At 37.1% G+C, this 12,233-nt stretch carries 12 protein-coding genes and 2 riboswitches; of the genes, 10 read left to right on the forward strand and 2 right to left on the reverse strand.

Features of this window, described 5'->3' with window-relative positions; translation table 11 throughout:
• Positions 1–51 precede the first annotated feature (51 nt).
• Positions 52–552, reverse strand: coding sequence for an energy coupling factor transporter S component ThiW (gene thiW, locus GHT08_RS04940; RefSeq protein ID WP_163580334.1), 501 nt, complete (start codon positions 550–552; stop codon positions 52–54).
• Between the two features lie 79 nt (positions 553–631).
• Positions 632–746, reverse strand: a riboswitch (TPP riboswitch).
• Positions 747–865: 119 nt separating this feature from the next.
• Between thiW and GHT08_RS04945 the strand changes: the two genes are divergently transcribed.
• From GHT08_RS04945 to GHT08_RS04990, 10 genes are all read left to right on the forward strand, one after another.
• Positions 866–1,840 (forward strand): ring-cleaving dioxygenase, encoded by a 975-nt coding sequence (locus tag GHT08_RS04945; protein WP_163580335.1) that lies wholly within the window; start codon positions 866–868, stop codon positions 1,838–1,840.
• A 90-nt stretch (positions 1,841–1,930) separates the two neighbouring features.
• Positions 1,931–2,791, forward strand: a complete 861-nt coding sequence (locus tag GHT08_RS04950; RefSeq protein WP_163580336.1) for a Cof-type HAD-IIB family hydrolase — start codon at positions 1,931–1,933, stop codon at positions 2,789–2,791.
• A 278-nt stretch (positions 2,792–3,069) separates the two neighbouring features.
• Positions 3,070–3,384: an L-rhamnose mutarotase gene (locus tag GHT08_RS04955; protein WP_153833833.1), complete on the forward strand. Its 315-nt coding sequence runs from the start codon at positions 3,070–3,072 to the stop codon at positions 3,382–3,384.
• 76 nt (positions 3,385–3,460) lie between these two features.
• Positions 3,461–4,231, forward strand: coding sequence for a DeoR/GlpR family DNA-binding transcription regulator (locus GHT08_RS04960; protein WP_153833834.1), 771 nt, complete (start codon positions 3,461–3,463; stop codon positions 4,229–4,231).
• 154 nt (positions 4,232–4,385) lie between these two features.
• The gene (locus tag GHT08_RS04965) at positions 4,386–6,116 is read left to right on the forward strand and encodes a sensor histidine kinase (protein WP_163580337.1); all 1,731 of its coding nucleotides are present in this window, start codon (positions 4,386–4,388) and stop codon (positions 6,114–6,116) included.
• Positions 6,117–6,129: 13 nt separating this feature from the next.
• Positions 6,130–6,906, forward strand: coding sequence for a response regulator transcription factor (locus tag GHT08_RS04970; RefSeq protein ID WP_163580338.1), 777 nt, complete (start codon positions 6,130–6,132; stop codon positions 6,904–6,906).
• Positions 6,907–7,010: 104 nt separating this feature from the next.
• Positions 7,011–8,339 carry an extracellular solute-binding protein gene (locus tag GHT08_RS04975; protein ID WP_163580339.1) on the forward strand — a complete coding sequence of 443 codons (1,329 nt, stop codon included), beginning with the start codon at positions 7,011–7,013 and terminating at the stop codon, positions 8,337–8,339.
• Between the two features lie 136 nt (positions 8,340–8,475).
• Positions 8,476–9,354, forward strand: a complete 879-nt coding sequence (locus GHT08_RS04980; RefSeq protein WP_163580340.1) for a carbohydrate ABC transporter permease — start codon at positions 8,476–8,478, stop codon at positions 9,352–9,354.
• Positions 9,355–9,372: 18 nt separating this feature from the next.
• Positions 9,373–10,239 carry a carbohydrate ABC transporter permease gene (locus GHT08_RS04985; RefSeq protein ID WP_163580341.1) on the forward strand — a complete coding sequence of 289 codons (867 nt, stop codon included), beginning with the start codon at positions 9,373–9,375 and terminating at the stop codon, positions 10,237–10,239.
• A 91-nt stretch (positions 10,240–10,330) separates the two neighbouring features.
• A complete protein-coding gene (locus GHT08_RS04990; protein ID WP_163580342.1) occupies positions 10,331–10,759 on the forward strand; it encodes a CBS domain-containing protein in 429 nt (142 codons plus the stop codon).
• Positions 10,760–11,407: 648 nt separating this feature from the next.
• Here GHT08_RS04990 and GHT08_RS04995 read toward each other — a convergent pair.
• A complete protein-coding gene (locus GHT08_RS04995) occupies positions 11,408–12,031 on the reverse strand; it encodes a YesL family protein (RefSeq protein WP_163580343.1) in 624 nt (207 codons plus the stop codon).
• Positions 12,032–12,114: 83 nt separating this feature from the next.
• Positions 12,115–12,216, forward strand: a riboswitch (purine riboswitch).
• Positions 12,217–12,233 lie beyond the last annotated feature (17 nt).

The following is a 12,233-nucleotide window of genomic DNA, read 5'->3' on the forward strand; positions in this document are numbered from 1 at the left end:
GACCTTATAAGTAACGAATCTTAAAGCTCGGTTAACCATTTTCACTTTTGCTTACTTACTCGAAACGGGTTGTTGCATCAAAGTAGTATGTTTTATTTTAGATAAAATCAAGAGACCGATAATAGCTCCTGTTACACTGCTAACAAGGAATCCTGGTAAAAATGCTAGAGCGCCAACTGAACTTCCCATCAATAATTTGGCAAATGGAACAGATAGTAAAGCACCTATCACACCAGTACCGATTATTTCTCCTAATCCTGCCATGACTCTTTTTCTCGTCCATCGATATAAATAACCAGCAAGTAATGCTCCAATCATACCACCTGGAAATGCAAGCAAAGTTCCTATTCCTAATAAATTACGTAAAAGCCCGATAGTAACAGCTATGATAACAGCGGGAACAGGACCAAGAGTTACAGCTGCCATCACATTAACGGCATGTTGTACAGGATATGCTTTGGCAATTCCGGTTGGAAACCATAAAAATTGGGAACCTAATGTACCGATCGCAATAAAAACAGCCATAGTGGTTAATAATAACGTACGATTCATGCAAATCCTCCTATAAAAATAGAAAGTGCATCACTAAGTAAAAAAACCAGATTCCTAATCAGAACCTGGCTATACCATGCAAATAGTTTAGCTACTTCCCTCCGCTGGTATAAACCAGATCAGGTTCTTAGAGTTAAAAAGCTGTAAATGCTTTTTTCTCAGCTTGTACAAAACAAGCACCCCTAGTAGTGATAACACTTATGTAATTACCAAGATTGTAGCAAAAAAAAGCTAATTGTCAAGATGTCATTACTTTGAAATCGAGATAGTAAAAGGTTTATAATGATTTTAACAATAATGAAGGAGGCATCTTATGGAACTTAAAGGAATTCACCATGTGTCAGCTATTACAGCTAGTGCTAAAGACAATTATCATTTTTATACAGATGTTTTAGGATTGCGCTTAGTTAAAAAAACAGTAAATCAGGATGATCCAAGTATGTATCATTTATTTTACGCAGATGAAATCGGACGACCTGGAACAGATTTAACCTTTTTTGAAATAACGAATGCGGGTCATACGTATCCAGGTAATAATAGTATATCTTATACTTCTTTAAGGGTTACTAGTGATGAGGCGTTACATTACTGGGAAGATCGCTTGGACGATAATGATGTTGTCCACGACGGAATTGGAGAAAAATTCGGGCGTAAAATATTACCTTTTCAAGATCATGAAGGACAGCGTCTTGTTCTCGTATCTGACGAAAATAACAAAGGGGTAGCAGCAGGTAAACCATGGGATAAAAGTTCAGTACCAAAGGAATATGGTATTACGGGATTGGGACCTGTTCGATTTACTGTCCCAGATTTAGCACCAACTAAAAGAATTTTATCAGGGGTACTTGGATTCCGTGATGCAGGGTCCTACACTAGTTCTGATGACCAAGCAAACATACAAGTGTTTGAAACAGGCGAAGGTGGTACAGGTGCAGAAGTGCATATCGAAGTTCGCCCGGAATTACAAAAGGAGCGTCCTGGAAGGGGGAGTGTACATCATGTCGCATTTCGTGTAGCCGATTATCAAGAACTTGAACACTGGCATAAGAGAATTACTAAGGAACGATTGCCAAACTCAGGGCTTGTCGATCGATATTATTTTCAATCGTTATATTTTCGTGAACCTAATGGTATATTGATTGAACTAGCGACAGATGGGCCAGGATTTGATACAGATGAAAAAGTTGAACACCTAGGGGAAAGCATTGCCCTGCCACCATTTCTGGAAGATAAGCGCGACGAAATCGAAGCCAATCTTCTTCCTTTAGAAACAAAAATAGATAAGTGAGTCTAAGCTCATTCATCGGTATTAGTCGATGGTGAGCTTATAGCTCATGTGCTATACTAGTTATCGGCTAGTTTAAAGGGGGACCGTAACATGACATTTTCACCAAAAGCAATTTGTTTAGATATGGATGGCACATTGCTGAATAATTACAATCAATTAACGGAAAACACACTCGACATTATTCAAAAGATAAGAAAAACAGGAATACGAGTGTTTATCGTGACAGGTCGTTCTTATAATGAAGTGTTTGACTCTGCACCATCTGACTTAGAATTGGACGGCTTTGTTACAGCAAATGGTATGATTACATATGTTGCTGGAGAAAAACTGTTAGAACATAGCTTATCCACAGAACTTGTGGATAAAGTTATAGAATCTGCAAGAACTCACCGTATTTATTATGAGGTACATCCCAATGACGGGGAGCGACTTTCCTTAAAAGCGGATCGAGGATATATGGAGTCCATGATCAGCGGAGACAAGCCTGATGAAGTAGGAATCAATGAATGGCTGGAAAGAGAAGCCGCAATCGAGCAGGATATTCATTGGCATGACCATTTACCAGAACAGAAGTATGCGAAAATGTACTGCTTTACAAAAGACCATGAAAAAATGAAAGTATGGATTGAAGAGCTGAAGAAGATGAAAAGTGAAACGAATTTTACCACTTCATCCTCTTCTCATCATAACGTAGAAGTAATGGTAGAAGGGGTAAACAAAGCAACCGGAATTGAAGCATTGTTGGAACATTATCAGCTCAGCCCGGAAGATGCCATGGCTATCGGGGATAGTAATAACGATATCCCAATGATGAAATATGTAGGTTATCCGGTGGCCATGTTCAATGCGACCGATCAAATTAAATCGTTAGTAAAGGAAATCACAGAGTTTACAAACGATAAAGAAGGCGTTTATTACTTTTTAAAAGACTACTTCCAACACAAGCTATAATCAGCTTGTGTTTTTCATTGCAAAAACGTGTGCTTCCAAGTAAATATGGGTTGGGTGCGGACATTTGTTCCGCTATTCATCGAAAATAGTGCTAATAGGGCCGAAATGAGCCAAATAAGGGATTCAATGTCCGCTCAATAAATTCGTATTAATAACTGCATAAGACTAGAAGTCTCTTATTTTTTGTTTGTATTTGTTTTGTTCTGTGATAAAATGGTAAACAAATACAAGTAAAAATAAACAATAATTGAATACGGTTACACTAAAGGAGGATATGAATGGCACGTTATATGTTTATCATGGAGTGTAAGGAAGGTTCACAAGAGGAATATAAGAAAAGACATCAAGCTGTACACCCAGAATTATTGGAAGCATTGAAAGAAGTAGGCATTAGCAATTATAGTATATTCATGGATGGTACGAAGTTGTATGCTTACATGGAAGTGGATGATTACCACCGTGCAATGAAAGAGTTGGAAACCAATCCAGCCAATCGAAAATGGCAAGCATTTATGAGCGATATATTGGCAATGGATGAAAAAGGGGATCCTAAAATGTATTTAATTGATCAAGAAGTCTTCCATCTTGACTAATCAGTTGAATTTCAAGCAAGATTTCCCTATAGTCAATAATAGACATGTTTGAAGAACGAGAAGGTAGGAGAATTAGATGTTAGTTGCAGAAAGACATCAGCGAATCGTAGAAGTCGTTAATCAGAAGAAGAGTATTAGAGTTTCTGAACTCGCCAATCTTTTTTCCGTGACGGATGAAACGATTCGTCGAGACTTAGAAAAATTAGAAAAAGAAAAGAAATTAGCCCGGAGTCACGGAGGAGCAGTCAGCATTGCAGCTTCTCAGGATGGACCGGAAATACCTTTTCAAGAACGAGAAGTAATGTATGTAGAAGAGAAAAAAGAGATTGCTCAGGAAGCGGTAAAACATATTGTTGAAACCGATAAAATCCTGCTAGATGCCAGTACGACAGCCTGGTATGTTGCGAAAAACTTACCCAATATACCGGTTACTGTTCTAACGAATTCTGTTAATGTTGTGTTGGAATTAAGTAAAAAAAGTAAGGTTACGGTAATTTCAACTGGAGGCACGTTACTTGCCAGGTCCCTTTCTTATGTTGGTCCTTTAGCAGAACGTTCACTTGATTTATATCATGTTAATAAAGCATTTTTATCCTGTAAAGGAATTCACTTCGAAAGAGGAATTAGCGAATCAAATGAACAACAAGCGCGAGTCAAGCAAAAAATGATTGAAATAGCAGACACTACATATATTTTGGCTGATCATCATAAATTTCATTTTCAGGCGTTTGCACACGTTTCTCCTTTAACAAAGGTAGAGCGGATAATTACAGATAGTAATTCTTCAGATCAGAATATAGATAGTCTACAGGAAATTGGCTTAGAAGTTATAAAAGCACTTCGTTAATGGTATGATTAACGAAGTGCTTTTATATTTGCAGAATGACAAATATATACAACATAAATATTATAGGAAATAGGACATTTATCCTGTCCCTAAGTACCGTTTCATAGTATAATGGTTAAACAAAGTCTAGTGATTTTTTGATGGAGTGGATAGTATGTGGAGTTATTTAAAGAAGTGGAATACGCTGCGCAATCAGTTATTGGTAGTTTATTTGGTTGTGATGTTTATTGTGCTATTTATTGTAAGTACGATTACGTATGTATTAGTGGAAGGTTTATTGCAAAGTAATGCAGAAGAGCAAATAAGACAAACTGCCATGGAATCATCTGGTAGATATGACTCATTGTTTGAACAATTAAATATGGTAACCAAACAGGTGTTAACCAATGAAGAGCTGCAGGGAATTTTGTTACAGGAGTCTGAAGGCGATATCACTTCTTTTAATGACAGGCAATCTTTAATGAGCACAATCAATTTAATTCAAGCAAACGCAGATGGTATTTACTCGATTGAAATATATAATAACGATTTTCAACGTATTATCCCGATTGATTCAACTTTATTACTAGACCGTATTGATCCTCAAGGGATTATTCGAGCCAATGAAGCGGGTGGCAAATTAATATGGATGGGGGAAGATCCATTAGATTATAATTATTTCTTAGTAGGTAGAAAAATTAATTTAATGGATGACGATTTTGACAATGGTGGCTATATCATAGCAAGAGTGAACCGAAACTATTTTCAACTAAATGCTAATCAGCAAGAAGGTGAATCGAATGACTATTCGATTTTAGTTGATAACCAAAATAATCCTATTGTGACGAATTACGATGGAACCGCTTTAGATGAAATTATGGAGACGGAAGACGAAACGATCATAATTGATGATCAAGAATATATGTTAGTGAAGGATACATCAGATGTAACAGGATGGTCGATGCATATATTGACACCTGTTAATCAATTGACGGCAGGAATTTCCACGGTACAAGCAGGAATTTTGATTGCTGGATTCATTGGGTTATTCATTTTCTTTATTTTCTCATTCTTTTTATCAACTTTTATTACCCGGCCTATTACAAGGCTGACAAAGACAATGAGACAAGCTGGTGAGGGAGTATTAGCTCAAAACCCTGTGATGAACTCTACCAACGAAATTAATGAGTTAAATCAAACATATAACCAGCTGGCAGAGGAAACTAACTATTTAGTTCAAATGGTGTATGAAAAAGAAATCATTAAAAACAGAACCGAATTAAAAGCATTACAAGCCCAAATTCATCCACACTTTCTGTTTAACACTTTGGATGCACTGTATTGGTCGTTGGATGAAAAGGAAGAAGAGGATCTGGCGAATGTTGTGCTCGCGATGTCAGAGTTATTCCGTTATACGATTACGAAGGAAAACGAGGATGAATGGGTAACGGTTAAAGAAGAATTGGATCATATTGAACGTTATATGAAGATTATGCGTATGCGATTTGGCGAACGATTGAACTGGGAAAAAGATGTTGAATTTAATTGGTTAGATGTCAAAATTCCGAAGTTAATGATACAACCATTAGTAGAAAATGCAATATTACATGGTGCTGGAAACGTAGTGGGGAAAAGTCAAATTACTGTTCGTATAGAAAAAGTACCAGATAAACAACGAATACGAATCGCAGTAAGTGATAATGGACCAGGTATGAGTAAAGAAAAAGTAGCGCAAGTAAAGAAACAAATGGATGGTGGCATTAGACAACAAAAACAACAAAGTATGGCACTGCAAAATGTACAGCAACGCTTACGTATGTTTTATGAAGCCGGTGAGAGTCGGGATATTATCATTCTAAGTGAAGAAGGTAAAGGAACGATGGTAAGTTTTGAAATTCCAGTATAGGGAGGTTAGTAATATGGAAAACAAGGTGATTCTTGTTGTTGATGACGAACCGAGGAGTCGCCAAGGGATCAAAAAGACAATTGAAAGAGGGTCTCAACAATATGAAGTGATCACGGCGGCAAATGCAGAAGAAGCGATAGAACGGATTGATCATGAAAAGATTCATGTTCTCATTACTGATATTAGGATGCCTGAAGTTTCGGGATTAGAATTACTAAAAAAGCTGAAGGAAAAGGCAAAAGACCCTGTCGTCATTGTTATTTCTGCTTATTCGGAATTTGAATATGCACATGAAGCACTGGAGTTAGGTGTTGTGAATTATTTGCTTAAGCCAATTGCTAAAGAAAAACTAATGGAAGCAATTGAAAAAGCAATTGAAATCGAAAAACAAAGAGAAAAAACAGGTATGTTCAATAAAATAGTCGATGATAAATTATTAGAGATGCAACAGTTAAGTAAGTATAATCGGGCCGTGAAAGGAGCGATGGATTACATAGATCAGCATTATGACGAGGAACTGACACTGAAAGAAGTCGCAAAACAAGTCCATTTAAATGCAAGCTATCTGAGTGCTTTATTCAAGGAAGAATTGCAGGTGACATTTAGTGAATATGTTACGAGAAAACGAATCCAGGAGGCTAAAAAGCTGCTACTATCGACAGATTTGACGATAGCAGAAATAGCTGAAAAGAGTGGTTACCAGACATCAAAGTATTTTATCAAGCTCTTTAAGCAATTTGAGAATATGACGCCAAATACATTCAGAAAACAAAATGAAAACGATTCCTAAAATAAGTGGTATTTTACCTAATCACTGTTACCTTACGGACGAAGCCCCACGGTGCTACACTATAACTGTACTAAAAAAACTTATATATATAGGGGGTTTCACAAATGAAAAATGCGTGGCATAAAGTATTATTTTCATTTGCTTTAGTTTTAATGTTTGCGCTTGCAGCATGCGGTGGAAATGAAGAAGAGTCAGAAGAGAACGCAGCTTCGGGTGAAAATGAAAGCGATTCAGATAAGACGATTGAGTTTATGCACTTATGGCCTGAAGGAAGCTCAAAACAACACCATGAAATTGTTAATAGTATTATCGACGAATTCGAATCAGATCATCCAGACGTAACAGTAGATGTTGAGATTCTTGGTAACGAACAATATAAGGAAAAATTAAAAGTATTATCTACTTCTAATGAGTTACCTGACGTAGGAATGACATGGGCAGCAGGATTCTTGGATCCATATGTAAGCGGTAATATGTTTGCGCCGCTTGACGATATTATAGAAGGGCCACTTAAAGACAAATTTGTTGCTGGTACAGCAGAAGCGTACGCAATTGACGATGTAACATATGGTTTACCTTTAGAGTTAAACATTACACCACTCTACTATAATCAAAGAATTTTTGATGAAAATGGTGTAGAAGTACCCGAAACATTTGAAGAATTAAAGGAAGCGATCCAAACATTAGCTGATAATGGTGTTACACCCGTTGCATTAGGTAACAAAGATCGCTGGACAGGTTCTATGTGGTACATGTATTTAGCAGACCGTATTGGTGGGCCAGAAGCATTAAACAATGCCATTGACAGAACAGGAAGTTTTGAAGATCCAGCACTAATTAAAGCTGCTGAAGAAATTCAAGAGCTTGTTGATATGGGAGCATTTATCAATGGCTTTAACGGATTAGGTAATGATGAAGCGAAAGGTTACTTCATTAACGAACAAGCAGCAATGTATTTAATGGCTACATGGGATCTGCCAGAATGGACAACAAACGAAGACAATCCACAAGAATTTAGAGGTTCTGTTGAATATACAAAATTCCCAACTGTTGAAGGTGGAGAAGGAGATATTAACAGCTATGTAGGTGGACCTGGTGTTGGTTTATTCGTAGCAGAGAATTCAGATGTTAAAGAAGAAGCAAAAGAATTTGTAACGTTCTTTGTAGAGAAATGGGGAGAACGCTCTGTTACTGACGCTGGTGTAATTCCGGCAACAGTAGTAGATACAGAAGGTTTAGATTTACCACAAATGTATATTGATATCTTAAACGACTTAAATGAAGCGTCAAACTTAACGTTGTATGCAGACGTTCAAATGAGTGCGGGTGTAGCTGATGTACACTTAGACAGTATTCAGGCGCTATTCGGTGAAGCAATCACACCAGAAGAATTTGCGAAACAGCAAGAAGACGCGTTAGCCGCTGAAGAATAAACAACAAAACGGAAAAAGGGCATATTTAAAGTTGAAATATGTCCTTTTTTCTAACTTTCATAACTACGAACTAATAGCCAGAAGAAAACATGGATAGATTTCATGTTTTTATCTTAGACATAAAGGAGCAATAACCATGAACAAAGTGATGTCCAACAAAGCAGTCATTGCTTTATATGTATTACCAGCGTTCATATTGATCGTGGCATTAATTTATGGTCCGATTCTGATAACCGGTTATTATGGATTGATGGACTGGGATGGTATCGGTGCAATGACATTTGTCGGTTTGGAGAATTACACGCAATTAATTCAAGATGGGCAATTTTGGCAAAGTGCTAAACACTCATTTTTATTAGCCTTTTTCTCGACATTAAGTTTAGTGCCATATTTAGCTATTTCCTTAATATTAGCAGGAAAAATTAAAGGGTCTGATTTGTTAAGAAAAATATATTTAATTCCCATGCTTTTATCTTCCGTTGCGATTGCGCAACTATGGGTGAAGATCTATGACCCGAATAATGGGATGCTGAACAGCTTTTTAACGATGGTGGGGGTTGAAAATCCACCTGCATGGCTAGCAGACACCAATTTAGTTTTGTATGCAATTTTTGTAGCGATACTTTGGCAGTATGCAGGTTTTTATATCATTATTTACTATGCTGCTTTGAAAGGAATCCCGGAATCCTTAGTGGAGGCAGCTAAAATTGATGGGGCTAATCCTATCCAAATTGCTTATAAAATTAAGGTGCCACTTATTTCAGGTGTCATTAAAGTAACAGTTGTACTAGCAATTGTTGGTTCATTAAAATACTTTGACCTTATTTATGTAATGACTGGCGGAGGTCCGAACGGTGCCAGTGAAGTTATCGCATCTTATATGTACAAGAAAGCGTTTGATACTTTCGATTTTGGCTATGGTAGTGCTATTGCCTTTTTCCTACTATTAATCACGCTTGTAGTTACATGGATAACACGTAAATTAACAGCATCTGAAGATGAAATTCAATATTAATGGAGGGAAGGAACAGAGATGGCTCAGACTCAAAACACAGCAGACAAAGATAACAGTATCCTAACCAAAGTTGGTATGGGTGTTCTATATATCTGTTTAATCATTGTCGCTGTATTTCAAATATATCCACTCATTTGGTTATTTCAGTTTTCATTGAAAAGTAATGCAGAAGTATTTGGCATGTCACCGTTCGCTTTACCACAGGAACCTAAGTGGGAAAACTATGTCAGAGTGTGGACAGACGGTAATATCAATTTATATTTCTTTAATAGTGTATGGATTACAGTTGCATCGGTCCTACTAACTATTTTATTAGCAAGCTTTGTCACCTTTGCGATCACAAGAATGAACTGGAAATTGAATAAGCTGGTATTAGGTCTTTTTATGGTAGGGTTAATGGTACCGATCCATTCAGCGATTATACCGTTGTTCGCCTTTTTCTTAGATTTGAACTTAATTGATCATCCGTTATCGATTATTTTATCTTATACAGCATTTAACTTACCGTTAACAATCATGATTTTATTAGGCTTCTATTACACATTACCACGTGAAATTGAAGAAGCAGCGGTAGTGGACGGTTGTTCGATTCACCGTATCTTTTTCCAGATTACATTACCGATGACAACACCAGTTCTGGCAACCACCGCTATTATTAATATGATTTACAACTGGAATGAATTTATTTTTGTCAACACGTTCATTAGTTCTGATAAGTTTAAAACATTGACAGTTGGTATCCAAAACTTCATCGGTCAATACTTGACAGACTGGGGTGCGATTGGTGCAACGTTAATGATTAGTATCATCCCAATATTGATTGCTTTCTTAATCTTAAGTAATCGTATTGTCGAAGGTATTGCTGCAGGATCTGTTAAAGGATAAAGTATAGTACTTTACAACACTTTTTGTGCAATTATTTTAAAAAGATGGTAATACTACTCCATGATGACTTATTACAAAGGAGGTTTTCTGATTGAAAACAGTAAGAGACATTATGGAGCAGAATGTATCATTCTGTAAAGCGGATGATTCATTAGCGCAAGCGGCAGAATTGATGAAACAACGAAATGTGGGTGCTATTCCTGTTTGCGGTGATAATAAGGAATTATTAGGAATGGTAACAGACCGTGATTTAGTTATTAGAGGCTATGCTGATAACAAAGATGGTTCAGCGAGCGTACAGGAAGTAATGAGTGAACATTTGTATTATATATCTCCTGATGTTAGCCTTCAGGAAGCAAGCCAAACAATGGCTGAGCATCAAATTCGACGTCTCCCTGTCGTAACAAATGGTCAATTAACAGGAATTATATCACTGGGAGACTTATCATTAGATGAAATGTCAGACGAGGCAGCAGGACAAGCCCTCGAAGACATTTCAGAGCACACAGAATTACAATAATCGTACTAAAGACCGGTCATAATCGACCGGTCTTATTCGTACTTGATACAATACTGTGAAGTAATGTGGTAGTTAGATGTGCGGTCACCTAAGAGATAATTATGAAATATATAGTGATGATAACTACCACTCCGGCTGCCCACTTCCCTTTCCGTGGGGTTTGCCCTTCAGCTAACTTTTTCGAGCAAAAACCGCTCGAAAAAGTGGATCTTCAGGTCAAACGATTCCCACAGGAGTGAAAGTGGGCGGCCTTCGTTAAGATATGCTCCGCAACACTAATGTGAAAACAACCGTCGATTTCTCCTCCATTTGTAGCATAGAGGGTATGACTATGCTAAAGAGCCATTTACAACCGATTAGCACTAAAAGCCATGAGTTCATTTCTTTCTATAATCAGAGAACAAAAATAGCGTAGGCAGAATACGGAGACTCCTGTGGGATCAGCGCGAGCCGAAGATCCACTTGGTAAAGTGCTTTTCTTTACCAAGTTAGCTGAGGCCGTGCCCACGGAAAGCGCAGTATTCTGCCGGAGCGGTTTGTCAGCACTCTACAAGGGAAGAATGGAAGAGAGAAACTTTACTTCGCAGTTTATGGATTATCTGTATCATGATAAACATTTCTATAAAAAAACAATTGACGATAAAATGGTCAATTGTTTTCTGCTAATTTCTCTTTTTTTGCTGCAACTCTTTTAAAGGCATGATAACATGTACCCATCATAATGTAGCCCACTAAACTTCCACCAAAGAAAAATAAAGAACCGGGAAACGTCCACATGACGTATAAGACAGCGGCAGATCCCACTACCATCGATATATTATGCAATGGATGGATTAGCATCACTAGAAACGCATTCTTCCAAACATCAATAAATCGTAATTCAAAGTGAACATAAGTTGGGATAACATATATCAATGTTAAAGAGATCGCTAACATAAAGATGTATAAAGGTATTTTTACAATGTCATAAAAACCACCCTGATTGATTTCCATGAATTGGAGGTTTATATAGAATAACAGGCTAATCAGATAAAAAACTAATCCAAACAGGTTACTTCTCAAAAATTCCTTTTTATATGTATTCCAAAAAGTTTTAAAAACTGGACTGTCCGTGTTTCCCATGATCCATTGCCTTATTAAAGTAAACATTGCAACAGTTGCGGGAAAGATACCAAAAATAATCAGCCCAACTAGTGTAAAAGCCATCCATAAAATATTAACATAAGCAAATCTGGTGATCCATTCTGTTGCTGCAAATAGTGAGTTGCGCATACTTATTCCCCTAGCATCATAGTCTTACTTTATATTTTACCATACTGTTCAGCAAAGAAAAACATTGACTGTAAAACGGTTTCAGACGTAATATAGTGAAAACATGTATAAGCTTAGGAATATGGCATAAGCGTTTCTACTTAGCGACCGTAAATCGCTAAACTATGTGTGAGGTAACTCCTCCATATAGCATGTAAAAATA

The sequence above is a fragment of the Gracilibacillus saliphilus genome, assembly GCF_010994085.1.
Classification (GTDB): Bacteria; Bacillota; Bacilli; order Bacillales; family Amphibacillaceae; genus Gracilibacillus; species Gracilibacillus lacisalsi.

Excerpts from the sequence above, each read along its gene's own strand:
- GHT08_RS04985 (WP_163580341.1), top strand. The coding sequence starts at position 9,373 with ATGGCTCAGACTCAAAACACAGCAGACAAAGATAACAGTATCCTAACC.
- GHT08_RS04965 (WP_163580337.1), top strand. The coding sequence starts at position 4,386 with ATGTGGAGTTATTTAAAGAAGTGGAATACGCTGCGCAATCAGTTATTG.
- GHT08_RS04945 (WP_163580335.1), top strand. The coding sequence starts at position 866 with ATGGAACTTAAAGGAATTCACCATGTGTCAGCTATTACAGCTAGTGCT.
- GHT08_RS04975 (WP_163580339.1), top strand. The coding sequence starts at position 7,011 with ATGAAAAATGCGTGGCATAAAGTATTATTTTCATTTGCTTTAGTTTTA.
- thiW (WP_163580334.1), bottom strand. The coding sequence starts at position 552 with ATGAATCGTACGTTATTATTAACCACTATGGCTGTTTTTATTGCGATC.
- GHT08_RS04960 (WP_153833834.1), top strand. The coding sequence starts at position 3,461 with ATGTTAGTTGCAGAAAGACATCAGCGAATCGTAGAAGTCGTTAATCAG.
- GHT08_RS04955 (WP_153833833.1), top strand. The coding sequence starts at position 3,070 with ATGGCACGTTATATGTTTATCATGGAGTGTAAGGAAGGTTCACAAGAG.
- GHT08_RS04970 (WP_163580338.1), top strand. The coding sequence starts at position 6,130 with ATGGAAAACAAGGTGATTCTTGTTGTTGATGACGAACCGAGGAGTCGC.
- GHT08_RS04995 (WP_163580343.1), bottom strand. The coding sequence starts at position 12,031 with ATGCGCAACTCACTATTTGCAGCAACAGAATGGATCACCAGATTTGCT.
- GHT08_RS04950 (WP_163580336.1), top strand. The coding sequence starts at position 1,931 with ATGACATTTTCACCAAAAGCAATTTGTTTAGATATGGATGGCACATTG.
- GHT08_RS04980 (WP_163580340.1), top strand. The coding sequence starts at position 8,476 with ATGAACAAAGTGATGTCCAACAAAGCAGTCATTGCTTTATATGTATTA.